This is a genomic window from Gottfriedia sp. NPDC057991, from assembly GCF_042886615.1.
In the GTDB taxonomy this organism is placed as follows: domain Bacteria; phylum Bacillota; class Bacilli; order Bacillales; family Bacillaceae_G; genus Gottfriedia.
Window position 1 is genome coordinate 1208858 of record NZ_JBHVQN010000001.1, and the last position, 26183, is coordinate 1235040.

Consider the following 26183-nt stretch of genomic DNA (forward strand, 5'->3'; position numbering starts at 1 on the left):
GTTAGATTACAAAGTAATAGACGCAGAAGAAATGACAAAGTGTTCCAAGCATAATAAAAATATGAAAAATTTCATGGAACCCCCAATTTTTAAAAGATAAGAATTTAGGTTTAACGGCATAAATCACGCCACCAACTGTATAGAATATTCCACCTAAAATCAGTGCGAACATTCCTTTCATACTAATCGCATCAGATAAAGGTGCAGAAGCAAGTATAATGACCCATCCTAAAGCTATATAAAGGGTCGTAGATAACCATCTTGGACAACTAAACCAAATCAATTTGAACAATACACCACTAAATGCAATGAAAGAAACAATCGAAAAGATGATCCATCCCAATGTACCTTTTAGACTAATGATACAAAAAGGAGTATATGTACCTGCGATTAAGACAAATATCATTGAATGATCCATCCGTCTTAAAAAAGCGATTATTTTATCACTGGCTTTTGCCATATGATATGTTGTTGAAGCTGAATAGAGAAGAATCATACTTATACCGAATGCAATAACCGCAGATGTTTGTAAAACACTTCCACCAGAAAAAGTAGACTTAAAAACCATCGCTATTAACCCAAATAGTGACAATACAGCTCCAACTAAATGTGTCATGGAATTAATAGGCTCACGCATAAAGTTCCCCATGTTTATCTCCTCCAACTATGTTATGTAGTATTGATAACTACATATAAAGTTATCATCAACGACATTATATAGTCAAGTGTTTTAAGAACAATTTTTTTATGATAAAATTAAACTGTAAATTACATATAAAGAGGAAGAAAAATGAAAAAGATAAATGAATTAATTGAACAATTAGATTTAGATAAAAAAATAATATTAGATGATATTCCTAATCTTGATCTATATATGGATCAAGTAATCCAACTATTTGATAATAAATTTGCAAAACCGAATTCGAATGAAAAAGTTATGACAAAAACAATGATTAATAATTACGCTAAAGCTAAACTGCTTTTCCCAATCAAAAATAAGAAATACACAAAAAATCATATCATTTTAATCAGTTTAATTTATCATTTAAAAGGTGCACTTTCGATTAATGATATAAAAGAAACATTAAATGGATTAAATCAAAGAATCCTTGATAACAATGAAATAAATATTGATGATATTTATTCAAGTTTTTTACATTTAAATGAACTAAACCTCGAAAAGTTTAAAACTGAACTTCAACAATCTGGTGAAAAAGTAAACAAAGAAATTGAGCATATTGATGATGAAAGTAAAGAATATATTGAGCAATTGCTCTTAATTACTTCTTTTGTTAATATGAGTAATTTATATAAAAATGCAGCTGAAAAATTAGTAATGGATATGATTGAGAAGCAGAAATAAAATTCATTTTTGGAACTTTGTCGATGGGTGAGGGGCTGTTTCATTTGTGAGGTCAAATGACATAAAGAGGCCCCGCCTGTTGTTTAATAGAATGTATGAGTCATTAGGGCATTATTGATGGACTTGATTTATTCTTTACAAGTAATTAGCTGATTTTATCAATTTTTTATTCATTCTAGAAAGATTTAGAGCTTATTTACTAGTTTTTCACTTGAAAGTTCTAACGATCGTACAATCTATATGCCGTAATACCCTAACTGGTATGGGTAATTTTTCATTTTAATTGCGATTCTCTAGAAATTAATTGCGGTTTTGCTAGTTTTATTTGCTATTCTCTAATTTTAATTGCAGTTTAGCTATTTTTAATTGCGATTTTCAGATTTTATTTGCACAGATAGACTCCCTATTAGCAGTTCATTCTAAAATAATTTCAAATTCTTGCTCTTTCATTCTAATAACAGTCCATTTTTCTTAATTAAGTCTATAATAGAATTTAAATAAGACTATGACGAAATTAGTAGCAAAGGATGATTTAAATTGCATTCAACTGAAAAATTATATTGGACTTTAATCGAACATAAAGACTGGAAGATTCATATTGCTGCAACAATAAAAGGGCTATGTTTTGTAGGCTCACATTGTGGAACCATTCAAGAATTACTTTTATTTAAGGATATATACTTTCCTAGAATTGAAATGGAAGAAGATGAGCCAATATTAGAAGCTTATAAAAAAGAGATTATTGAATTTTTAGAGGGCGAGAGGACTAATTTTAATAGTAGACTTGATTTTCGTGGTACTGATTTTCAAAATTCAGTCTGGAGTGCACTATGCTCGATTGATTATGGAGAAACTAAAACTTATTCCGACATTGCGATTCACCTAAATAAGCCAAAATCTGTTCGAGCAGTCGCGAGAGCAATCGGTTCAAATCCAATATTGATCATAATTCCTTGTCATCGAGTAATTGGAAAGGATGGATCATTAACTGGTTATCGTGGTGGTTTAGATATGAAGAAAAGTCTTTTAAAAATTGAATCTAGAATCTAAAGATGAAGTTATCAATTAGGAGGTGTTTGGATGAAAAGTGAAATATTTTATAAAAATCCAAAAACCATTCTTAATAAAGGTACTGGTTTTCTATCTGGATATACTCACTCTTTAAATCCATATACTGGTTGCGCATTTGCCTGTTCATATTGCTATGTAAGACAAATGCCTGTTTCACTTTTTCGGAAAAAAGAATGGGGTAGTTGGGTTGATATTAAACAAAGTGCACCTACTATACTTGAGAAAGAATTGAAAAGGGCTAAAAGTAAAGATAAAGTGACCATTTTTATGTCATCAAGCACAGATCCATATCAACCGATTGAATTTAAAGAAAGATTGACTAGAAGATTATTAGAAGTTATGGTTCATAATCAGCCTGACTTTTTATTTGTACAAACGCGGAGTCCACTAGTAAAAAGAGATATCGATCTTTTAAAGTTATTTAAAGAGAAAGTTCGTGTAAGTATGACTATTGAAACTGACTTGGATGAAATAAGAAAGTCTTTCTCACCAATTGCTCCTCCTATTAATGCTCGACTTAAAACGTTAAAAGAACTTGTAGAAGCAGGTATTCCAGCCCAAGCTACAATTGCTCCTATTCTGCCTAGTAGTGAGTATTTCCCAAAAAGGTTATCGGAAATTGTCCATAGGATCTGTATCGATGATTATTTCATGGGTGATGGAAGTGGAGGGAAACGAACAGGACGTCTTGGTATTGAAAAAAAATATACCGATCTAGGTTTAGAAGAATGGTATGGCCCAGAAGCATATCAATTAGTTTATCAACGGTTTAAAAAATATTTTTCAGATGACCAGCTTTTCATTAGTCAAAAAGGTTTCGAACCATAAACTAAAAATTAAAAAACATCAATTCATAAAAAAACGATAGAAAATTATGGTATTTTTATAGTAGAACTTTTTTTGTGAATGGAGAGATAAAGATGGCAGAAGTAAAAACAATGGAAAGTAATTCAGATATTTTGAAAACGTTTCAAACAGTAAGTCAATTACGCCCTCATTTAAGAGAAGATGAATTTGTTAACACGATTAACAGATTAATCAACACAAATAATTATCACCTTGTGGCCGTAATCGAAAATGAAGAAGTAACAGCGGTTGCTGGTTATCGTATGACAGAATCATTAGCATGGGGAAAATATTTTTATGTTGACGATTTAATAACAAGTGAAAATCATCGACAAAAAGGCTATGCTCAACTATTGTGGGATTGGTTAATCCAGGAAGCAAAACAAAATAATTGTGAACAATTCCATTTAGATTCAGGGGTACAACGTTACGATGCTCATAGATTTTATCTTAAAAATAGGTTAAATATTACTTGTCACCATTTTCAATTGAATTTTTAACTTAGTGTGAACACAAACGGCTTCAAAATTAGGTAGCAGATATATACTCTATAAATTGAGGCTGTGAAAACAGTCTTTTTTTTTGTATGTAAGTTTAAAAACAATACAAATTTGAAATAAATCACTTACGGACAAAATCTTTTATTTTTTTATTAAAATTGATTTTAGAAAATAGATTAAAGGAATGATATACTATTTTCAAATAGATACAGGAGGCTTTTAGTAAATGAAAGAAAAGAATTCAAAACGGCTTGCCAATATTTCACTAATAGTGGCAACTTGTGGGTTCGCTGCAACAATGCCGTTTCAATCTAAATTATTTCAAATCCTTTCTGGTGGATTTGAGGCAGCTTTAGTAGGTGGTCTTGCGGATTGGTTTGCTGTAACTGCAATGTTTCGTCATCCTCTTGGCATACCGATCCCACATACAGCTTTATTGCCTAAAAATAGAAAGAAGATTACTGAGGGGATATTAAGCACACTTAATAATCAATGGCTAAGTAAGGAAAGTTTAATTGAAAAGGTAGAAGAACGTGATTGGATTAATCAAGGCATAAATGCTTTTGAAAACATGCTTGAAAATGAAGAATCAAGAAATAAAATGGTTCATTCAATCAAGCAGTTTGGTGCATCTATTCAGGATGACACAATCAAAAAATATTTATTAAATACTTTTAAACCGACAATTGATTCCATTTCATCTCATAACTTATTAAGTAAAGCTGTCGATACTGTTATTGAAAAAGAATGGGATGCAAAGACATATGAATTTTTAATTAATAAAATCGAAGAAACTGTTAGCTTACCACATATTAAGGAATTAATCGGCAAAGAGGTTATTCAGTTTATCGAGCGAAAGTTTTTTATGATTAAAGCTTTTCTACCTATGATTGGAGAAGAGAAAATAACAGAATTTATACATAGCGGATTAATCGATTTACTATCGGAATTAAAACACCCGAATAGTGACAGGAGGAATTTCATTTTATCGTTTATTCGATTGGAAGCTGAAAAAAATAAATCGAATGAAAATATTATTCGCCAATTAGATGAATGGAAAAATAAAGGCTATGAATATATTGTAGATCAAGCAATTAAAATGTTTAGAACTAAAATTAATGATGAAGAGTTTATTTTTAATGCGATCCAAAAAATAATCAGCTTCATTAAAGATTCTAATTGGATTGATAATGTTGAGCAAAGTTTTAAGAAACTATTAACGAATACAGTTGAAAAATATCATCACAAAATTAGTGATTTAGTAAGATACAATATTGAAAAATTATCTACTGATGAAATAACTGATTTACTAGAAAATAAAATTGGTAATGATATTACTTGGATTCGTGTAAATGGAGCTGTTTGTGGATTTATTATTGGCTTAGTACTGACAACGCTAAGATTGATTTTTACATAATATTCAAATATTCCTTCCTACAAAAGCCTTAATTAACGTAAAAAGTTAATTAAGGTTTTTTCACATTAAGAAAGTATAAATTGGCAGCTAAGAGAAGGAAAATCAACGTATTTGCCAATTTTTGGAATTAAGTATAAGTGCAACTACTCCTCTGTCTTCGCCTGAAGTCTCGCCAATAGAAAAAAAAATCCAATAAATAGAAACATAAGCATTTTATTGGAAAGAAAATTTTTTTTCATGTATTATAGGTTTGGGTAAAAAATATTTTCCGAATGAATAATTGGAATGAATTATTTGAACTAACTATAGCTCTAAATAAAAATTAAGGATCGTTTGAAAATATATTTTTTATTAACAACTATTTAAAAAGTTCGACTAAGAGGAGGTTAAGTTAATGGATTCTATGTCATTTGTTTTGTTCGGAGCTACAGGCGATTTAGCAAAACGAAAAATTTTTCCTGCATTATATAATTTATTTATTGATCAAAAGATGCCTGAGTCTTTTTCAATCATTGGAATTGGTAGGAAAGATTTTTCACATGACGAATTTCAGAATCAAGTAATGCAATCACTAATTACTTTTTCAAGACGTTCTTTAGAAGATCAAAAAATGGTCCAAGAATTTCTAGATTCAATTCGTTATCAAAAGCTAGATATCACGAATAAAGAAGGATTCGTTGATTTATTAGATTTAGTTAAAGAAAGAGAACAAGAATTACAGATTCCTGAAAACAGATTATTTTATTTATCAGTAGCACCAGAATTTTTTGAAGTTATTGCATCAAATATTAAGGAAAGTGGACTAGGTAAGACAAAAGGTTGGAAGCGTCTAATTATTGAAAAACCTTTTGGACGTGACTTAAAAACTGCTAGAGATTTAAATGAAAAATTAAGTAAGTCTTTTAAAGAAGATGAGATCTTCCGAATTGATCATTACTTAGGTAAACCAATGGTTCAAAACTTAGAAGCTTTAGAGTTTGCTAATCCAGTATTACAAGCATTATGGAACAATCAATATATCGCAAATGTTCAAATTACGGCAAGTGAAACAGTCGGCGTTGAAGAACGAGCGGGTTATTACGATAAATCTGGAGCAATTCGAGATATGTTCCAAAATCATATGTTACAAATGTTAATGATGTCTGCTATGCATTTAACTAACCAAAATTCTGCAAGTGATGTTAGAGCTGAGAAGAAAAAAGTTCTTGAATCTCTTCGAGCACTAACAAAAGAAGAAGTAGTTTCTCATGTAGTTCGAGGCCAATATGGTTCTGGTGAACAAAATGGTAAGAAAGTAGTTGCATATAGACAAGAACCTGGAATTGAGTTTTCATCACAAAATGATACTTATGTAGCAGCTAGAGTTTTAATCGAAAATGATTTTTGGAAGGGAATCCCATTCTATATCCGTACAGGTAAAAGAATGAAAGAAAAATCTACACGAATCGTTTTTGAATTTAAAAGCCCGATTCAAAACCTTTCCAAAACGAACAAAACAAATAATGGACCAAATTTATTGGTTATTGAAATTAATCCAAATGAAAGAGTTTCTTTCTATTTAAATAGCAAAAACGTAGATGGCAATATTGAACCTGTACAAGCTGAGTATTTTGCGAATAAAGAGGATCATCCAGAAGCGTATGAGTTATTAGTTTACGATGCTTTACGAGGCGATTCCAAATTTTTTGCTCATTGGAATGAAGTAGAATTGTCATGGCAATGGGTTCAACCAATTTTAGAAGCATTTGACGAAAATTTAGTACCACTTCATACTTATAAATCCGGTTCATTTGGTCCAGAAGCTGCTGATCAATTATTAGCAGAAGATGGTTTCAAATGGTGGTTAGATACAGATTTTGTACAAGAAAATGAAAACAACAAAACAGATCTAAAAAGGAGTATTTAAATTATGAGTTCGATTTCTACATTATCAATTAATACAATCCGTACACTTTCTATTGATGCTATTAATATGGCTAATTCTGGTCATCCTGGTTTACCAATGGGTGCAGCGCCAATGGCATATGCATTATGGGCAGATCATTTAAAGCATAATCCAAAAAGTTCAAAATGGTTTGACCGTGACCGTTTTGTTTTATCAGCTGGTCATGGTTCAAGTATGTTATATAGTTTACTACACCTTGCAGGCTACGATGTTTCAATCGAAGACCTTAAAGATTTCCGTAAACTAAATAGTAAAACACCTGGACATCCTGAATTTGGTCACACTGATGGTGTTGAAGCTACGACTGGTCCATTAGGACAAGGTATTGCTACTGCTGTTGGTATGGCAATGGCTGAAGCTCATTTAGCAGGTAAGTTTAACAAAGATAGCCTTTCTATTATTGATCACTTTACTTATGCATTAGTAGGTGATGGCGATTTAATGGAAGGTGTTGCATACGAAGCTATGTCACTTGCTGGCCATATGAAACTTGGAAAGTTAGTTGTATTATACGATTCAAACGATATTTCATTAGATGGAACATTAAATCTTTCTTATTCAGAAGATATGAAAAAGAGAGCTGAATCATTTAACTGGCAATATTTAAGAGTTGAAGATGGAAACGATCATGTAGAAATTTCTAAAGCGATCGAATTAGCAAAACAAAATACAGACCAACCGACAATTATTGAAGTTAGAACAATTATTGGATATGGAAGTCCAAAAGTGGCTGGTACAAATAAAGCCCATGGTAATCCATTAGGTCTTGAAGAAGCAAAAGAAACGAAAAAAGCATATGCTTGGAACTACGAAGAAGATTTCTTCGTGCCAGAAGAAGTTAAGTTACATTTCAAAGAAATACAAGAAAAAGGCAGTGAAAAAGAAGCTGATTGGAACCAATTATTTAATGCATACCGTGAAGCTTACCCAGAATTAGCAGCTCAACTTGAAAAAGCAATTAAAGGTGAAGTTTTAATCAAAACTGAAGATTTATTAACTTTTGACGAAAATAAAACAATTTCTACACGTGTTGCAAGTGGAGAAGCAATTAATCACTACATTAAAACAGTTCCTGAAATTTTCGGTGGAAGCGCAGATTTATCTCATTCAACAATGACTGATATTAAAGATGAAAGTAAATTTGCTGTAGAATCATTTGCTGGACGCAATATTTATTTTGGTGTACGTGAACATGCTATGGGTGCTGCTGCAAATGGTATGGCATTACATGGTGGAGTTAAGCCTTTTGTAAGTACATTCTTCGTATTTAATGATTATTTACGTCCATCAATTCGATTAGCAGCATTACAAAAATTACCAGTAACATATGTATTCACACATGACTCAATTGCAGTTGGTGAAGATGGTCCTACACATGAGCCAGTTGAACATTTAGCTGCTTTACGTGCAATCCCTGGTTTAACAGTTATTCGTCCATCAGACGCAAATGAAACAGCTAATGCTTGGGCATATGCGTTACAAAATACAAATGGGCCAATCGCTTTAGTATTAAGTCGTCAAAATTTACCTGTATTTGAAGAAACTGCATCTAGATTAGATAATCTTTCAAAAGGTGGATATGTTTTAACTGAAACGAACGATCAACCAGACTTAATTTTAATCGCTACAGGTTCAGAAGTGTCACTTGCAGTGAACAGTAAAAATGAGTTAGAAAAAGAAAACTTATCAGTTCGTGTAGTAGCACTGCCAAGTTGGGAATTATTCGATAAGCAATCAGATGAATATAAAGAGTCTGTTTTACCATCACATATATTAAACCGTGTTTCAATTGAAATGGGGATTTCACTTGGATGGGAACGCTTTGTTGGTTTCAAAGGTAAAAAAATCTCAATTGAGACTTTTGGAGCATCTGGAACAGGTAATGAAGTAATGGAATTATTTGGTTTTAGTACTGAGAATGTAGTAAACGTAAGTAAAACTTTATTAAATTCTTGATTAAATAATATTTAATTTATTTTTTTATCATAAAAATTTTTACTTAGAGAAAAACATTAATATTACTGTAGATAATATGGGAGGATAACGTAATGAAAGTTGGTTTAATTGGATTAGGAAAAATGGGTCTAAACTTAGGTCAAAATTTAATGGATCATAATCACGAAGTAGTAGCATTTGATTTAAATACTGCTGCAGTTGAAGAAATGAAAGGCTTTGGTGCTGTTGGTACTTCAAGCTTAGAAGAATTAGTTAAAAATCTTGATACTCCAAGAGTTCTTTGGATTATGGTACCACATGGAGTAGTAGATGCTGTTATTAATGATGTTAAACCATTCTTATCAGAAGGGGATATTATCATTGAAGCAGGAAACTCACACTATAAAGAGTCTATTAGACGTTATGATGAATTAAAAGAACATGGTATTCGATTCATGGATGCTGGTACTTCAGGCGGTATGGAAGGCGCTCGTAACGGTGCTTGTTATATGGTTGGTGGAGACCAAGAAGCTTGGGAAATCGTAGAACCAATCTTTAAAGATACTTCAGTAGAAAATGGTTTCCTATATGCTGGTAAAATTGGTAGTGGACATTTCCTAAAAATGGTTCATAATGGTATCGAATATGGTATGATGGCTGCAATCGGTGAAGGATTTGAAGTATTAGAAAAAAGTGGCTTTGATTATGATTATGAAAAAGTTGCGAAAGTATGGAATAATGGTTCAGTAATTCGTTCTTGGTTAATGGAATTAACTGAAAATGCATTCTCAAAAGATGCTAAGCTTGATGAAATTAGAGGCGTAATGCATTCATCTGGTGAAGGGAAATGGACAATTGAAACAGCTCTAGACCTTCAAGCTGCTACACCAGTTATTGCAATGTCATTATTAATGCGTTACCGTTCATTAGATAACGATACGTTCACTGGTAAAGTTGTTGCGGCACTTCGTAATGAATTTGGTGGACATGCAGTTGAAAAGAAATAAATAAAGTATAAAATAGGAAATATCCCTAAAAATTGGAGGAATTTAAAAATGAAATTTTTTATTGACACAGCTAATGTAGAAGATATCCAAAAAGCTTATAAAATGGGCGTATTATCTGGCGTAACAACAAATCCATCTTTAGTAGCTAAAGAAGGCGTTAAATTCGAAGACCGTATCGAAGAAATTTTAAAATTAGTTCCTGAAGTAGAATCAGTTTCTGCAGAAGTAACGCCAAACGCTGTTTCTGCTGAAGAAATGATCGCTGAAGCAGACGAGCTAATTAAAATAAATGGTGGAGATAAAAATATTACAATTAAATTACCAATGACACTTGCTGGTTTAGAAGCTTGCCGCTACTTAACGAAAAAAGGTGTTAAAACAAACGTAACATTAATCTTTACTGTTAACCAAGCATTATTAGCAGCTAGAGCAGGTGCTACTTATGTATCTCCATTCTTAGGTCGTTTAGACGATATTTCTGAAGATGGCGTATTATTAGTTGCTAAAATTGCTGAATTATTCAAAGTTCATAATATGGACGCTCAAATTATTGCTGCGTCAGTTCGTCACCCAGATCATGTTACTCGTGTAGCATTAGCTGGAGCTCATATCGCAACAATTCCTTACAGTGTTATTGAGCAATTATCTAAACACCCATTAACAGATCAAGGAATTGAAAAATTTGCTGCTGACTGGGCAAAAACTTCATTATAATTTGTAAGAAACTTTAAATTAAATAAGTATAAAGCCCCCATCTTCATTGAAACTCAATTAGTAGCTATGAAATGGGGGTATTTACATAAAAACAAGGAATAGAGGAGGAAATAGGAATGAATTCGAATCAGAAATTTGTTGGTTATGTAGGTACATATACAAAAAGTGGAAGTAAAGGTATTTATCAATTTACGCTTGATACACAAAAACAAAGAATAACTGATGTTAAAGCGGTTGCTGAACTAGGAAATCCAACTTATTTAACAATTAGTGAAGACAATAAGAATCTATATGCTGTTGCAAAAGAAGGAAACTTAGGTGGAATTGCTGTTTATGCGATCGATGAAAACAGTGGTGAGCTTAAAAAATTAAATGAACAGCTTAATGAAGGCGCTTCACCTTGTCATATTAGCGTTGACAAAGGAAAGCAAAATATTGTTACAGCAAATTATCATAAAGGTACAATCGAATTATATAAAATTAACCAAGAAAATGGCTTTGCTAGTGATGTTAAATCGATTATGCAACATGAAGGAACAGGTCCAAATAAAGAGCGTCAAGAAAAACCTCATGCCCATTATTCTGGTTATACACTAAATGAAAAATATGTAGTTACAATTGATTTAGGAATCGATAAATTAATTACTTATAAAATCGAAAATAATTCTTTAATTGAAGTAAGCAGTCTTTCTGTTAAACCTGGAAGTGGGCCACGTCATATCACATTCCATCCAAATGGAAAGTTCGCTTATATAATGACTGAGCTTAGTTCAGAAGTAATTGCTCTTCAATTAAATGAAGAAGGAAGCTTTACGGATTTACAGTATATTTCTACAATTCCTAGCGATTTTACTGAAAACAATCAAGGTAGCGCCATCCATATTTCAAAAGATGGTCAATTCGTATATGCAGGAAATCGTGGTCATAACAGTATCGCAGTATTTAGTGTAGATCAAGATACTGGTAAGCTTGAATTAGTGGAAATCACTTCAAGTGAGGGTAATTGGCCAAGAGATTTCGTTTTAGATCCATCTGAGAACTATTTAGTAGGTTCAAATGAAATGTCAGGGAATTTAGTTTTATATACAAGAAATAAAACTACTGGAAAATTAACAGTGCTTCAATCAGACGTACAAGTACCTGAAGCAGTATGTGTGAAATTTTTAAACGTTTAATCTAAATTAGGAGACTTTTAAAATGGATTTTAAAATAACTGATGCAGCCAAAGAAATACTTGGCGCAGTAGATCAAAATAAAATACTTCAATTAGAATTTGACCGTGGAAGCTGTGATGTCGTTAATAACATTTATGAGATAAAAGTTATTAATAAAAGAGAATGTGGTCCCAATGAAAAAATGATAATTGGAGATCAGTTTGAATTTATGGTAAATAAAAATTTTGAAGATGTATACGAAGACCAACTAGTAATCGATTATGTAGATGGATCATTTGTTTTCAAAAATCGAAATCAAATTTTTAATAATCGAATCGGATTAACTTATATTAAATAGGTTTAAGAACAATTCCTTTAAAATAAGGATTTCGGTTACTTGAATGATTACAAAAGAAGAATTTTTTTGGAGATGCGATTCTTTGATGGATTAGCGTCTCTTTTTTTATGATTATGTTATTGTAGAATCCAAAAAAGAGAGGGGTCCTTGCAAATACATTGTTGGTGTAATGGTTGGGAGTCGAACCCATTTCTGCCAATTTAAATTGGTTGTTCTACCGTTAAACTACCCTTACATATATAAATCAACTCTTTATCGTTGAATACTTATAGCTTACATCATATAGTTTAATACAATTGGCAAATTACATTGTTCTCATTCCTTTCTCTTAACTTTAAATTAGTTTGTTTTTATAGGTGAAAAATAATCGCTCCTATTCTTGTTTTAGTCGATTTGCTTGAATCAGTTTGGACATCCAATGTTTGTCTGTCTGAACATGATTTTCTCGAACAAACTTTGCAACCGAATATTTAAAATCATTGTATTGAAATCCATCAGTTAATCGTATAACGTATCCTTCTTGTTCTCCGCCTAAATTAGACTTCTTTGTATAGCAAGCTTTTATAGCTTCTTCATTAAATACACCCTTGTATAAAACCGGTGCCGTTTTTAGTCCTAATAATTTGGACCATATAATGGTATCTTCCCACGATAGACACTTATTTTGTTCGTCCCATATCGAAAAGACATAAAAATAACTATCTAGTTCCTCATAAAGGATCGAATGCATTGCAAATACATTTTCCCCACAAACTCGCCAATGTTCGGGGATTTGATAACCAATCGTAGCTTGTAGCATTTTAACCCAATGCCTGGATGGATGGTCTAGGCTATCAGTTGATCTTGCGTGAATCGTATCTCGATAAATTGAGCAATTTTCACCATCTATTTTTTCCGTTACAACAACTTCTTTTCCAATAAAATGGTCAACATTATGAAGTGTTTTATCATCAGAAGTTTTAGATTCTGACCAAGGTAAGTGAAATGTCTTTGGATACTTAATTTTCATATTTTACCACCTCACTTCGCAAACGTATCTGCTTCACGAAAGAAATAAAGTTTTGCGAGTAATTCATCCCCAAGTAAATGATAAATTTCAGTCGCTCCTTCGTTCCCACCGTAGTTAATTAACATGTGCATTTCGATGATTCCAACAACAGCTTCAATCATTTCATCTTCAAAACCAAGCTCTGTTAAGAAATGAAATGCAATTTGTGAAGAAACTTTTTCATGACCAAAATAAGAATAATACCCTTTGGTAGCTTTATACGTCTTACAGAATACCTTCCCAACATCATGAAACAGGGCCGCCATTTGCAGAAGTAGTTTATCTTTCTCTTCGTACATTTCATTAATGTACTCAATAAGTCCGTAAGTGTGCTGACATAACGTCATTGAATGAAACGGATTCTCTTGGTCAAAACCCTTCATTGCTTTAACAAAAGGTACAGTTTTGAGCTTCTCGAATAACTCTTCGTATGAAACTTCACTTACTAATAGATTTGTTAATTCTTCTTTCGTCATTTCATAAGAAAATGGCTCATGAATTATGTGGATGACATCCCATCCTTCATTCTTTAAAGGAAAATCTAGGTTCTTCCGCATCTTAACAAGTATTCGATCTTCTACTACTCGCTTTCTCTTGTTATTACGGTCTACACAAACCTCATACGGCACATCCATGTAGTAGCACTCTTTGTGAACGTTTACGAATTTATTTAATGCTTTCATTCGTCTTTCACGTTCAATATTTGTTGCATCAATGAGAACACTTTTCCCTTCAGCAAGTAAACGATTGGCCCTTTTGTATAATTCCATATACAAAAGATTCGTCCTCTTTTGCTTATTCACATTAAAGAATAGTGTTTGACGTAATTCATCAGTGGATAAAATAATGGCTTTTTCTTTTTTGGCGATTTGTTTAGCCATTTCACTTTTTCCACTACCAGGAATTCCAATCATGTAAATCAATTTTTGCATTTTACTTCCTCCCTTATCAAAAAGGCAGATCAGTAAGGTATTACGATTTGATGGAGCGAAAGTTCAAATCGAACAGTTCCGCACTTTATATTATATAGTCGAATGAAAGCAACTGATAGTAAAATTTCCATTAATTTGAACGATTTACCATATTTCGGTATGATTTAATTTGTAGGATAGTCATAATGATGTGCTTTTTAATATTGATTTTTATGATAAGTATCCGTTTGAGGACGAAGGAGCAATGTGATCACTTATGAGAAAAACGGTCCATATAAAGTAAGATTAGGGAGAAATGAGAGGAAGGTCGTAAAATTTGAAACAGATATTAATGTTTCAAAAAATAAAAAACATGGTGATAGTGGAGAAACTTCAGAAGTACATATGATGATTAGCTCTAAAGGGAAAAGTAGAAAAAAATAAGCTCTTTCTACAATTTGTTTTTGCCAATACATATAAGTTGAATAGTATAGAGTCACAATCATGGCTCTTAGAGTTTTGAAATATATTGTATTCAATATTGAAAAATACAAACTTTAAATGAATTTCTATGAAAAAATAGTCTATTTATTATTGTTTTATCTGCTTTCTTATTGATTAACAAGTGATTTTGTTTGATATATAAATGTTTTAAATAACTTGCAAAAATGAAAATATCTTCTTTTTTGACGGTCAATATTTGTAAAGATGTGTAAGTCGTCATCATAAGTTACAATTTGAATAATAAAGGATAAATCATTAGTTCAATTGACAATTCTACTGTTTTTAAGATTATTATTTTTTTATAAAGATCAGGGTTGGAACGAAAGGGTGCTCGTCTCCTATGGGATAAGCGGGAAGGCTCGGGTCTCGCCCCATGGAAAGCGAGCACACTGTAGTGGAAATCATAACACACTACTTTCTTATCAATGATCAATCCAACAATCTAAATGACAATTTTTTTAACAGCATGAGAGTCACAAAAGTGGCTCTTATTCTATTTGAATTGCTTTGTAAGACGGGATTAATTGGATTGTTTGTGATATGATTTTAAATAAAAACATACACTCTAGTGATGTATATTTTTAACACTTTAGGGGATGGAGAAATGAAATTTGAAATGCAAAAAGCGAATATGTTGGCTGAAGATATAAATGATTTTGTCAAATTAGTACATAATAGTTATGAAAATAGTAAATACACATCTACTAATAATAAAGACAAAATATTTCAAATAAAACTATTAATTGAAGAATTTAGGTTCCAAGTATTGGCAGATGAACTATTCAGAATTAATCGGTTCGCATGGGATGGAAAATATACATATTTATTGATCGAGAACTTTATAAAAGGAATAAGCATTATTGATGAATACGTAGAAAATAATTATAATGAACTTTATATTTTCACAGCGAAGCTCTACACATTAAAAAATGCGATCATTTCATTTAATAATAAATAATTAAATGCGAAAAAAATATTTCAATAAAAATTAAAAATGCTATTTCCTCTACAGAAGGTAATAGCATTTTATATTGAAGATTGTTAAAGCTTTTTAAATCTAATTGGACTAACCATTAAAAAAGCAAGGATTAAAGTAATCCATGTATTACTATAAAAAAACATTCCCATACCAGCTAAAGGTAAACCAGCGGCAGGAATAGGCAACCCTTTAAAATAACCTATAGTAGGTTTGGCACTAAATTTTGCTAATCTTAATGCCCCCATCGTAGGAAAAAGGATAAATGCAAGTGAGGTTAAGATTGATGGTGTCGAAATGGAATGAAATAAAAGCGCAGGAGCAACGCCGAAACTAACAATATCCGCTAAAGAATCTAGCTCTACCCCAAATTCACTATTCACTTTTAGTTTTCTTGCAACTCTTCCGTCAAAAAGATCAAAAATAGCAGCGATGAAAATAAAAATTGAGGAAATCATAATTAAGCCACTCATATTAAACGTAATCGAGATAACACCGCATAATAAATTACCGATTGTAAGTAAATTGGGTATAGATTTTACGACCTGACTAAACAAAGTATCACCCCAGAACATTAAAAACCTTTCAATAGTATTTTCTATCTATTTAGTCTTTATTCCTCAAAAGAAGCCTTGACCTTCTGATTAGAAAAGTGAGTACAAATAAAAAGGACGTATTAAAACGTCCTTTTGAAAATTTCAACTCATATTTTACGATTTCCATTGAAAGGCAGATTTCCTCTAACGGTAACGGAGGATTTATTTGATACAAATTGTACACAATATTTTATAAATTGATGATACGAAATTTAGGAAGAATATACAATGGAACTTCATACCATTTAATGAACTGATTATTTATATGGCCAGTTTTGAAAACTTAAAGTGGATGTTTGAATGGAGTTATTATTCGGGTACATTTAGTATGCTACATTTAATTTTTACCGAAAACGTTTAGATATTGATCAAATATATATAATAAAAAAGGTGAAAATTACCAAATATCGAATATTTAGTTAGATGGGAACTTATCTAAAAAGGAAATAAATCATTTTTGGAGGCTTTAAATGAAGACAATATCAGCTTCAATGGGATTAATATTAGAATTGATTAGAATTATAGTAATCTTCGGGGTATTAGGTGCTTTATTTTCAACAGTTATATCTGAAGCATACATGAAAATTGGTGTGAATCTCTCTAATTCGGGATGGTGGAGTTCGTTTGGAATCCTTATTTTAATATCTGTCTTATATCGAAACAAATTCCAATTTAGTGGATGGTACAATGGGAAAGGGAAGGAGAAATTAACGAATAAAGTCACGGGACTTTTAGTTTCTTGCTCAATAGTATTGATGTTACTTCCTGGATTAATTGAATTATTTAATAGGTATGTAAAATAATCAGAAACAATATTATTTGATTAGTGAAATAAAAAGATCGACGTCTCGTCGATTTTTTTATTTAAAAATCAAGTAGAAAAAGACCTAATTAAAAATGGTTCATGAGTAAATTACCAAGAAAATAGAAGGAAATATCTTTATATTATTGGAGGGGTTAAATTGACACTTTTTGGCTATTTATTTTGGGGATTTATTGTTGTCGCCATTGCATTTGGTTTCTTTATGCAAAAAAAATTCGGAACTAAAGCACCAGATAAAACGGAAAGTCAAAAATTGCATGAAGAAATTACTAGACAGACACATAACAATGATCGACCAAGATTTTAAATCACAAGTGTGGTTGTTGAATTTATAAAAACTTATAACCTGAATTAATTCTATTTCCGAATAAAGTTAAAGCTTGAAAAAGTTAATATAATATTGAAAATAGTACGTATACCAAGAAAGGAAAATAACATGAAAAAGATTGATGAATACTTTGAAACAGCAATGGAAGCTTGGAGCATGATGCAAAAAACGACTGATGATGAAGGAGCAGAATGGGCAGAAAGATTTGAACGCTACTTCTATGAATTTATTGATGAAGTGAAGATCTGGTGGGAAACGCTTGATCCAAAACCAACAAATATAGAAGAGGCAGAAGAGTTACCTGAAGTAAAAAAGTGGATGGAGCAAATTCCTGGTCCAGTCCAATTAAATTTTTTAACTGAATTAGAAGATATATTGGATGGTTTTGATACAGTACGGTTTGATTAAGGAGGATTACATATGTATGGAAAAGATTCGGATCATCGATTTAACGTAATCTTCAAAGAAGCAAAAATGATGTCTGGCGTAAAAATATAGGAAGATAAAGAGACAGGAGTACAATATTTATTTAATTGGGATGGCTATGCTGGAGGACTTACCCCATTATTGGATAAGGACGGGAAACCAGTTATAAAGGAAAAGAATGAAAAGGTATAGGAGCTGATTAAGATTCAGCTCTTTTTTATTTTTGGGATTTAATTCTAATTTGAAATATGAATTCTCATTTAAGATGCTAAGGAAAGGTACTGTATGAATTAAACTATAAATATAACAAATGGTTATAAATAAAATGTTTTGTGGAGGTGTAAAAGTATGTCACATACTGGATATTTAAATTCAGTGATTTTTAATTCAAACTTAAATATTTCATTGTTTGAAAAACAGGAAGTATCATTAAAGCAAAAAAAAACATTTAATAATATTTATTTACCTTTTGCTACCAAATCAATTTTTGCTAATACATTAATTCTTAAGAGTGGACCGGGATATATTGAATCGAATGATTATGATAAACCAAAAGTTTCAACCTATAGAAATAATGACGGGGTTTCAGGTTACTTTACAATTAGTTGGCATCCAGATTCCAATACAATTATGTACTTAATTGCTATTTTTAATGGAATATACTATCAATATCTGTTTGTAGATGGAAATCAGAATAGTTGGAGTACAAAAGGTAAGGGGATCTATCCTAAAAAAAAGCACTTTAAAAAAGGAGATATAGGCTTTAGAGCAGATGGACGTGGCACGGAGTTTGCTATTGATCCATTTTTATTGTATTCAAAGTCAAGTAAGATTTATGGCGGAAACGAAAATCAATCAATTGGTTTTGAGGATACTCAAAATTATTTCGTCCGTATTTATTCCGTTAATACAAATGGGGAAATTAATTCATTATCTAATGAATTGAAAATTACTTTATAGAATCGAATGAGGAAAACATTTTAGTACTTTTTTATGCGAATTGTAAAATTAAATCTACTACGAAAATCATAAAAAATAAATATTAATTTTTTAAGAAAAACGCAGACATTGCTAAAGTTTTAGCGGTAATGTTTGCGATTTTTTTGTTTATAAAATCATAATCCAATAAGTTTAAATAATGTAAACATTAATTGAAAGAAGTCTCCTAATTGGTTTTTTTTATTTCAAATATGAAACGGTGTATATAACGAATAAATGTTACTTTAAAAAGGTAAATAAACTTGATATTTAGTTTCGTATCAAAGGGGGAATTTCGATGAAAACCTGGGAACAAAAAAGTACAAAAAATATAAAAAGTTATCTAGTTATCTTTTTGTTTATTCTTATTATTTTTTGTTTAGCATATTTGAATATTGGATTTAAGGGTAGTGTTTCGAAGGTATTTGGTATATATGGATCTGTAATGATTCTGTATTTAATAGGAAAGATGGCATTATCTTTTTTCTATAAGCCTTATGTGAATGACCCACCTATATTAAAAGTTTCTGTTGTTATTCCATCTTACAATGAAAAGCCTAAAGCGGTATTAGATACTGTAAAAAGTATTATTGATCAAGAATATCCAGTTCATGAAATCTTTTTTATTGATGATGGAAGTATGGACGATAGTGGATACCGAGCAGTACTTAAATTTAAAGAAGAATTAGAAAGTAAATCAAATAATAACCAAATCAAATTAATAGTTCATCGATTAGCGAAGAACTCTGGGAAACGACATGCTCAGATATGGGCCTTTAAACAAGCGACTGGAGATATTTTCTTTACCGTTGATTCGGATGGTTATGTTTATCCAGATGCATTAACAGAACTACTTAGACCATTTGCAGATCCAGAAGTAATGTCTGTAACTGGTCATATTAATGCGAGGAATAAAAACCATAGTTTTTTTACTAAGCTATTGGATATGCGCTATGATAATGCATTTAGAGTTGAACGAGCAGCACAATCAGTAACTGGAAACATTTTAGTCTGTTCTGGACCTATTAGTTGTTACCGTAGGGAAGTCGTAATGGATAATATCGAAAAATATGGCTCACAGATATTTTTAGGTGAAATAGTTCAATCTGGAGATGATCGATGCCTAACAAATTATGCAATTTTAAAAGGGAAAACAGTATACCAATCTGGAGCATTTTGTGAAACCGATGTTCCGGAGACGATAAGACAATTCTTGAAACAACAAATACGTTGGAATAAGTCATTTTTTAGGGAAAGTATGATTGCTTTTGAAATTGGATTTCAAAAACCAATTACGCTAATTTGGGTAATCTTTGAAATGTTATTGTGGATCCTATTTGGATTCGTTATCGTACTTGCCTTAATACTAAAAATTACATCATTTGGTTTTGTTTTATTATTTTACTATTTTATAGCATTATCTTTGTCAGCATACGCCAGGAATGTTCACTATGTTATAAAAAACCCATTTATTTTTATTTTAGCTCCAATTTACGGGATTATTCATCTTGTTTTACTTTTCCCGTTAAGATTATATGCCTTAATTACAATTAAGGAAGCTAAATGGGGTACAAGATAATTTTTTGTTTAAGATAGAATGTTCCATTTCATAATTGAAACATCATACTACAAAATGAATTGTTAAAATTTTTATGTAAATAACGATATATACACTACCACTTTTAAGGGGATGAAAGTATGATTAATTTAACTTTAAATAAAGAAGTAACTCCAGCAATGTTATTGAAATTTCAATCTTATGACACAGAATTGAAAAGTAAAATTAAAAATAAAACAGCTACAGTTGGAATAATTGGTCTAGGTTATGTAGGGCTACCTACCGCATGTTATTATGCTGCAAAGGGATTTAGAGTCACTGGATTTGATGTATCTACTGAGAAAGTAAATAGCTTAAATAGTGGAATAAGTTATATTAATGACATTTCAAATGAACAATTACATGAAATTGTTTCTACTAATTTTTTTGAAGCAACAACAGATATGAAAATGCTAGGAATGATGGATATAATATTAATTTGTGTACCTACACCAATAAACGATGTTAAAGAACCTAATTTGACTTATGTTAATGCAGCTGGGAATACAATTGCTCAACATGTCACAAAGGGTTCACTAGTTATATTGGAGAGTACAACATATCCTGGTACAACCGAGCGCTTTATTGTTGCCCCTCTTGTTAAGAGAGGATTTAAAGTAGGTGAAACAGTCTTTGTTGCTTATTCACCAGAACGAATTGACCCGGGGAATAAAGAGTATGACTTGACAAATACACCGAAAGTTATAGGTGGAATGACAAAAAAATGTTCTGAAATTGGTAGTGAATTTATAGGTGATAACGCTCATTTAGTTAATGGTGTTCGTGTTGCAGAGCTTAGTAAGATTTTTGAGAATACGTTTAGATGGATAAATACCGCGTTAGTGAATGAGTTAGCAGTCCTTTGTAAAGAAATGGATATTGATATTTGGGAGACGATTGATGCAGCATCCTCTAAACCATATGGTTTTATGAAATTTACACCTGGTATTGGAGTAGGCGGACATTGCATACCTGTAGATCCTTATTATTTAACATTTAAAGCGAAAAAACAAGGACAGCGTACTAAAATGATTGAATTAGCTGGTGAAATAAACGATGGTATGGTTCATTATTCTTACGTTAGAATATTGGAATTATTGGCTGAGAACGGTAAATTAATGAAAAATGCAAGTATTGTTGTACTGGGCGCAGCTTATAAAAAAGATATTGGTGACTTAAGAGAAAGTCCAATTGTTCGTTTAATTGAAAAACTACAAGATAAAGTAAAAAATTTAAATATTATTGAACCTCATTCTCAATCAAAAGAAATACTAATAAATGGTAAAAAATTACCTAACTCGAAATATAACGTTGACATAGTTAAAAATGCTGATCTAGTCGTTATTGGAACTCCTCATTCCTGTTTTGATTGGGAGCAAGTATTCCAAGTTTCAAATTTAATTTTTGATTCTAAAAATATTATGGAAGAACAGGGGTATGTGTCAGACAAAATCACTAAATTATAAGTTTAAGGGAGTATAATAGATGAAAATTAAAGCGGGGATATTATTAATGGCTTCTATTTTAACGTTTTTGACGGGGTGTATGTCTGGAAATGTTGAAAAACAAAAAAACTTAAAAAAGATTAATGGTTTAGAAATTACTTTAGACGAAATAAAAGAATATAAAAAGCGAGAAAATATTGAGGTTGATCCTCCTGATAAAGTATATCAGGTTCAAGTAAATGTGAAAAATAATTCTAGTAATGAACGGGGTGTAGGTTCATTAGATTTTAAAGCCGTTGATAAAAAAGGTAAAGAAATGATTCGCTATGGCTATGCAGATAGTATTGGTGAAGTAATTGGGATTGGAAAATCAATTCATGGTAATATATATTTTGTTGGTAAAATAGAAGATATTTCATATATTGAATTTAAGGATCCAAATACTTCAAAATTAAATAAATGGAAAATAAAAGAAATGATCGTATATTAACTAATTATAAAAAAATAAAACTGTACTTAAAGTACAGTTTTATTTTTTTTGCTTACAACTTTAATTACATAAAAAAGCTTGTGGTTAAGTGTTACCGCTTAACTACAAGCTTAAGGTAGATAAAAAAACTTGGTATGGAAACTAAATTAGAAATGATTTCTAATTTAGCCAATTTAGATAGTAGTATGTCTCCATATAATAAACATTACTAAAGAAGTAATCCCAATTAATCCTGAGTATAAAGCTGCAATTTTTTTATTATTAAGGACTGAAGAAATCGTTATAATTGAGGATAATATGATTAATAAGAAGGTTGCCAATTTATAGAAAAAAATAAAATTATTACGGTAAGCATATAGAGTAACGATCATACAAAATAATAATGCTAATACTATAAATAAGTTTTTCATGAAATTTTCTCCAAGTTCGTTTTATGAGTATTGAAAATAATGATAATACTTTTATTAATGTTAAATTTAATTAATAACGTACATTAATTATAATCTAAATACTTAATTATTAAGGTATCAGAATTGTGAGTATGTGTTTCAATATTGAATTATTTTGCTTTTTCTAATGAAACAGATGTTGCGATGTATCGAGTTAAAAAGTTTATTTTAGAGAATGTAATTACAAAAAATAAGAGTTGTTCCTAAATTATTTAATGAAGGAACAACTCTTATTTTTTTGTAACTTAGATGGTAAAACAGTACTAACCACAAAAATAATCTGAAATCTCTAAGTGATGTACTTTAATTGACATTATCTATTTCATAAGTGGAATCAAATTAATATGCATAATAAATTAAAATAAAAATGTACGAAAATATTTTTTAAAGTTACTTGTTTTAATGTTTACAACATATGCTTATGGAATATGTATTTTAGATAAAAATGGTGGTGGAAAAATGGATAATTTAGAAGTGTATAATAAAAAAAATCAAAATAAATCAAGTTTATCAATACGAAAAGATACGTGTTTAATTGAAAAAAACAATATAAATTTTAGTCTATATAAATCTGAAATAGGCGAATTAGCTTACCGAAATTGGAAGAAAGATGTTGCTTGTGGGGTTGTTATTCTTGATACTCAAAATTGGATATTGAAAGGCATTAGTAAAAAAAAGGAATCTAGTTTCATAATCTTAAATTCATTTGAAGTAGTTTTATTTAAGTTAAGCTCAGAAATGGATATTGAAGATGAAGAACTATTAGTTACAAAAGAGAGTGTATCAAATATTCGTTCTACGTTTAACATAGATGAAGTGATTTTTCTTAACAATAAGTTATTTTGGATTGAAAAATACTATCAATTAACCAATAACAACATAAAATTTTTAAGGGATAAATATTTAGAACTATTAATTTTTGAACAACTTAATTCTGGTCCTTTATTTAATTTAATACAAAAAAAGGAAGTAAAAGTAAACTAATGGTTAAAGAAATTAACTATTTTGATAGATTTTTGTTTATTTTTTTACTTAAATTTTAAAAAGAATCTAATTAAGGGGTCGTTATGAAAAAACAAATTTTATTTATATTAGCGATAATTTTGACTGTATTTATTGTTATGCTTTCAGTTGTTAATTTTGAGTCTGTAGATTTCAATTATCTAATTGGCAGCACAAAGTTACCTGTAATAGTCATTTCACTTTATTCGTTTATTGTAGGCTATTTTGTATCATTTTTAATTAACTTAAGGAAAGTTTATAAATTACAAAAAGAAAATCAGACTTTAAAAAAATCAATAGATCAAATTGATAATGAATGAAAATCCAGTTTATTTTAAAAAATTATTTATTTTTATATTAATAAGCTAATATACCTAAAAAAATTGATGGTTTTTATAAGATGTAATTTATTTAAAATCAATGCTTTACAATTAAAAAGTAAACTAACAATGTGAGAGCATGAGGTGATTAATTGAATTATTCATTAAATACATTTAGAGCAATTGCTGCGCTTTTTGTAGTTTTAATACATGTAAGTGCTATATATTTCGAACTAGGCTATAATGATTTCTTGAATTACTTCATTTATCGTAATTTATTTGAAATTGCAGTTCCTATTTTTTTTGCTGCTACAGGCTATTTATTAAATGATAAAATCCATTATTATAAAGAACAAATGATTGATTATAATGTAGTAGAATTTAGAAAAATATCAAGTAAATTAGCTTTTGATATGGCAAAAAAATATCTTTTTTACTATTTATTTGTCTCTATTATATATATTGTTTTTGAGTATTATCTATACCTGACAGATCGGCTATATTTAGATTTAGATCGTTGGAATATATTTCTAGAGCGATTGTCAATTGAAAGATTTTTAAACGGTACAATTGGTGGAGTTCATTTATGGTTTTTAACTGGGTTGGTAGTCGTCTTATTAATCCTAGGTTTTTTACTAAGGTTGGGTGTAACACCAGGTGTTATCTTTGTAATAGTATTACCATTATATTTACTAAACCTGGAAGAATATTGGACATTAACCAAAATTGATAAAATAATTGCGGATGAAGGATTATTTTTGCCCTTGTTATGTGTAGCAATAGGTATGTTCGTAAGAGATTTGAAATTAGTAAAAAGAGCAATTTATTGGTACAGTGCATTTATTTCTTTATTTGCCTTTGTTTGCGTGAAATATTATGTACCAAGTAAATTTGACTCAATTTTATTGATGTTATCTTTATACTGTTTTGGTTTAATTTTTTCTACGTATAAAAACGTTGGAAAAAATATTAAGATCTTCCAAAGTTTTTCATTTTGGGGATTATATCTTTATCTTTACCATTTGATTTTTTTGCGAATTTATAATAAAGGATTATTATATTTTTATCAATACCATTATAAAACTACTAAATATTATGATGAAGTTTGGTATTTACCGCTAGCCATTGTGGTATCTATTTTAGGTCCAATATTATTAGCATTTGCAATGGATCTATTTAAAAAGAGCAGTAAAAATAAAGCTATATTATCGAAAATATTAAGCTCTCTATCTTTTATATTATATATTTTTACTGCTACTATATTACTAACTTCAGGCTTGTATTATGGTAATAAGTTTAAAGAGTCAACAAAAATAGAAGCACCTACCATGGAAGAATATTATTTTGGACAAGAACATTTAACTGGTACAGTATCAAAAAATACAACTAAAGTATATGTACTAAAAAATGGAGAGATAGTGCGTAGAGGAGTTATCGTTAAAAATAGAAAATTTAAAATATATGTAAAAGATTTAATTGCAACAAATAAATCAACTGTTGAAATAATGGTCCAAAATGAAAGAGGTAAAGCTATAAAGGGAAATTTGAACATTAATACTTGGTCTGATGGAATATTATCTAATGTTAAACAAACAGAAAATACAACTATAGGTAAAGGTTCTAACGGAGTCAAAAAAATTGAGCTTTACAGCAACAAAAAGTTAGTGAGAACTGTGCCTATCCAAAAAGATAATACATTTAAAATTTATATAGGAGATTTGAAAAAGAGGAAGGGCCAGAAATTTATAATGATACCAGTATCAATTGATAATAAATATGGAAAATTGCATAAATTTACAATTGAATAATCATGAATTTGACTCAAGTTTTATTACTATTTTGTACAAAACTTGAGTTTTTGTTTTTTATTTCAAAAATTCTTAGTTACTAACAAAAACCTTTGTGTCAAATATGAAACAAGAAATCCCTAAATACATTCAATAACAGAGTGAAATACACTGTACTATAAAAATAGAAATA

At 30.2% G+C, this 26183-nt stretch carries 28 protein-coding genes and 1 pseudogene; 24 read left to right on the plus strand and 5 right to left on the minus strand.

Annotated elements, in window-relative coordinates; translation table 11 throughout:
• Position 1: 1 nt before the first annotated feature.
• On the minus strand, positions 2-649 hold the full coding sequence (gene trhA, locus ACFVR2_RS06160; protein ID WP_387359832.1) for a PAQR family membrane homeostasis protein TrhA: 648 nt from the start codon (positions 647-649) through the stop codon (positions 2-4).
• Between the two features lie 141 nt (positions 650-790).
• Here trhA and ACFVR2_RS06165 point away from each other — a divergent pair, with 141 nt between their 5' ends.
• The 11 genes from ACFVR2_RS06165 to ACFVR2_RS06215 all read left to right on the plus strand — a co-directional run bounded on the left by ACFVR2_RS06165 (position 791) and on the right by ACFVR2_RS06215 (position 12310).
• A complete protein-coding gene (locus ACFVR2_RS06165; RefSeq protein ID WP_387359834.1) occupies positions 791-1363 on the plus strand; it encodes a DUF1836 domain-containing protein in 573 nt (190 codons plus the stop codon).
• A gap of 537 nt (positions 1364-1900) precedes the next feature.
• Positions 1901-2413 carry a methylated-DNA--[protein]-cysteine S-methyltransferase gene (locus ACFVR2_RS06170; RefSeq protein WP_387359836.1) on the plus strand — a complete coding sequence of 171 codons (513 nt, stop codon included), beginning with the start codon at positions 1901-1903 and terminating at the stop codon, positions 2411-2413.
• A 30-nt stretch (positions 2414-2443) separates the two neighbouring features.
• Positions 2444-3262 (plus strand): SPL family radical SAM protein, encoded by an 819-nt coding sequence (locus ACFVR2_RS06175; protein WP_387359838.1) that lies wholly within the window; start codon positions 2444-2446, stop codon positions 3260-3262.
• Between the two features lie 92 nt (positions 3263-3354).
• Positions 3355-3780, plus strand: a complete 426-nt coding sequence (locus tag ACFVR2_RS06180) for a GNAT family N-acetyltransferase (protein WP_387359840.1) — start codon at positions 3355-3357, stop codon at positions 3778-3780.
• A 226-nt stretch (positions 3781-4006) separates the two neighbouring features.
• A complete protein-coding gene (locus tag ACFVR2_RS06185; RefSeq protein ID WP_387359842.1) occupies positions 4007-5197 on the plus strand; it encodes a DUF445 domain-containing protein in 1191 nt (396 codons plus the stop codon).
• Positions 5198-5591: 394 nt separating this feature from the next.
• Complete coding sequence (gene zwf / locus ACFVR2_RS06190) at positions 5592-7103, plus strand: glucose-6-phosphate dehydrogenase (RefSeq protein WP_387359844.1); 1512 nt, start codon at positions 5592-5594, stop codon at positions 7101-7103.
• Entirely contained in the window at positions 7104-9098 is a 1995-nt protein-coding gene (gene tkt, locus ACFVR2_RS06195; protein WP_387360460.1) for a transketolase, read from the plus strand. It abuts the gene before it with no gap.
• A 92-nt stretch (positions 9099-9190) separates the two neighbouring features.
• On the plus strand, positions 9191-10084 hold the full coding sequence (gene gnd, locus ACFVR2_RS06200) for a phosphogluconate dehydrogenase (NAD(+)-dependent, decarboxylating) (RefSeq protein WP_387359846.1): 894 nt from the start codon (positions 9191-9193) through the stop codon (positions 10082-10084).
• Positions 10085-10132: 48 nt separating this feature from the next.
• Entirely contained in the window at positions 10133-10798 is a 666-nt protein-coding gene (fsa, locus tag ACFVR2_RS06205) for a fructose-6-phosphate aldolase (protein WP_056465967.1), read from the plus strand.
• A gap of 116 nt (positions 10799-10914) precedes the next feature.
• Positions 10915-11973 (plus strand): lactonase family protein, encoded by a 1059-nt coding sequence (locus tag ACFVR2_RS06210; protein ID WP_387359848.1) that lies wholly within the window; start codon positions 10915-10917, stop codon positions 11971-11973.
• Positions 11974-11995: 22 nt separating this feature from the next.
• On the plus strand, positions 11996-12310 hold the full coding sequence (locus tag ACFVR2_RS06215) for an iron-sulfur cluster biosynthesis family protein (protein WP_098426108.1): 315 nt from the start codon (positions 11996-11998) through the stop codon (positions 12308-12310).
• 373 nt (positions 12311-12683) lie between these two features.
• On the opposite strand, the gene ACFVR2_RS06220 is transcribed toward ACFVR2_RS06215, so the two are convergent.
• A complete protein-coding gene (locus ACFVR2_RS06220) occupies positions 12684-13319 on the minus strand; it encodes an RNA ligase family protein (protein WP_387359850.1) in 636 nt (211 codons plus the stop codon).
• Between the two features lie 11 nt (positions 13320-13330).
• Positions 13331-14290: an AAA family ATPase gene (locus tag ACFVR2_RS06225; RefSeq protein ID WP_387359852.1), complete on the minus strand. Its 960-nt coding sequence runs from the start codon at positions 14288-14290 to the stop codon at positions 13331-13333.
• 246 nt (positions 14291-14536) lie between these two features.
• Between ACFVR2_RS06225 and ACFVR2_RS06230 the strand changes: the two genes are divergently transcribed.
• Together ACFVR2_RS06230 and ACFVR2_RS06235 are read left to right on the plus strand one after the other, a co-directional pair.
• Positions 14537-14713: a hypothetical protein gene (locus ACFVR2_RS06230; RefSeq protein WP_387359854.1), complete on the plus strand. Its 177-nt coding sequence runs from the start codon at positions 14537-14539 to the stop codon at positions 14711-14713.
• 664 nt (positions 14714-15377) lie between these two features.
• Positions 15378-15731: a hypothetical protein gene (locus tag ACFVR2_RS06235; protein WP_387359856.1), complete on the plus strand. Its 354-nt coding sequence runs from the start codon at positions 15378-15380 to the stop codon at positions 15729-15731.
• 83 nt (positions 15732-15814) lie between these two features.
• Here the strand turns inward: ACFVR2_RS06235 and pssA are convergent, their stop codons facing one another.
• Positions 15815-16306, minus strand: coding sequence for a CDP-diacylglycerol--serine O-phosphatidyltransferase (gene pssA, locus ACFVR2_RS06240; protein WP_387359858.1), 492 nt, complete (start codon positions 16304-16306; stop codon positions 15815-15817).
• 509 nt (positions 16307-16815) lie between these two features.
• Here pssA and ACFVR2_RS06245 point away from each other — a divergent pair.
• The 8 genes and pseudogenes from ACFVR2_RS06245 (at position 16816) to ACFVR2_RS06280 (ending at position 22432) form a co-directional block, all read left to right on the plus strand.
• The gene (locus tag ACFVR2_RS06245) at positions 16816-17148 is read left to right on the plus strand and encodes a hypothetical protein (protein ID WP_387359860.1); all 333 of its coding nucleotides are present in this window, start codon (positions 16816-16818) and stop codon (positions 17146-17148) included.
• A 159-nt stretch (positions 17149-17307) separates the two neighbouring features.
• Positions 17308-17475, plus strand: coding sequence for a hypothetical protein (locus tag ACFVR2_RS06250; RefSeq protein WP_156339587.1), 168 nt, complete (start codon positions 17308-17310; stop codon positions 17473-17475).
• 129 nt (positions 17476-17604) lie between these two features.
• Positions 17605-17904: a hypothetical protein gene (locus ACFVR2_RS06255; RefSeq protein ID WP_387359862.1), complete on the plus strand. Its 300-nt coding sequence runs from the start codon at positions 17605-17607 to the stop codon at positions 17902-17904.
• 93 nt (positions 17905-17997) lie between these two features.
• Positions 17998-18114, plus strand: a pseudogene (locus ACFVR2_RS06260) (DUF6440 family protein); the annotation flags it as partial.
• A gap of 156 nt (positions 18115-18270) precedes the next feature.
• Entirely contained in the window at positions 18271-18882 is a 612-nt protein-coding gene (locus ACFVR2_RS06265) for a hypothetical protein (protein ID WP_387359864.1), read from the plus strand.
• 316 nt (positions 18883-19198) lie between these two features.
• Entirely contained in the window at positions 19199-20479 is a 1281-nt protein-coding gene (locus ACFVR2_RS06270) for a glycosyltransferase (RefSeq protein ID WP_387359866.1), read from the plus strand.
• 119 nt (positions 20480-20598) lie between these two features.
• On the plus strand, positions 20599-21963 hold the full coding sequence (locus ACFVR2_RS06275) for a nucleotide sugar dehydrogenase (protein ID WP_387359868.1): 1365 nt from the start codon (positions 20599-20601) through the stop codon (positions 21961-21963).
• Between the two features lie 19 nt (positions 21964-21982).
• Entirely contained in the window at positions 21983-22432 is a 450-nt protein-coding gene (locus ACFVR2_RS06280; RefSeq protein ID WP_387359870.1) for a DUF4352 domain-containing protein, read from the plus strand.
• A 173-nt stretch (positions 22433-22605) separates the two neighbouring features.
• On the opposite strand, the gene ACFVR2_RS06285 is transcribed toward ACFVR2_RS06280, so the two are convergent.
• Complete coding sequence (locus ACFVR2_RS06285; RefSeq protein ID WP_387359872.1) at positions 22606-22842, minus strand: hypothetical protein; 237 nt, start codon at positions 22840-22842, stop codon at positions 22606-22608.
• Between the two features lie 498 nt (positions 22843-23340).
• Between ACFVR2_RS06285 and ACFVR2_RS06290 the strand changes: the two genes are divergently transcribed.
• The 3 genes from ACFVR2_RS06290 to ACFVR2_RS06300 all read left to right on the plus strand — a co-directional run bounded on the left by ACFVR2_RS06290 (position 23341) and on the right by ACFVR2_RS06300 (position 26011).
• On the plus strand, positions 23341-23865 hold the full coding sequence (locus ACFVR2_RS06290; protein WP_387359874.1) for a hypothetical protein: 525 nt from the start codon (positions 23341-23343) through the stop codon (positions 23863-23865).
• An 83-nt stretch (positions 23866-23948) separates the two neighbouring features.
• Positions 23949-24203, plus strand: a complete 255-nt coding sequence (locus ACFVR2_RS06295; protein ID WP_387359876.1) for a LapA family protein — start codon at positions 23949-23951, stop codon at positions 24201-24203.
• A 152-nt stretch (positions 24204-24355) separates the two neighbouring features.
• A complete protein-coding gene (locus ACFVR2_RS06300) occupies positions 24356-26011 on the plus strand; it encodes an acyltransferase family protein (RefSeq protein ID WP_387359878.1) in 1656 nt (551 codons plus the stop codon).
• The last annotated feature ends 172 nt before the right edge of the window (positions 26012-26183 follow it).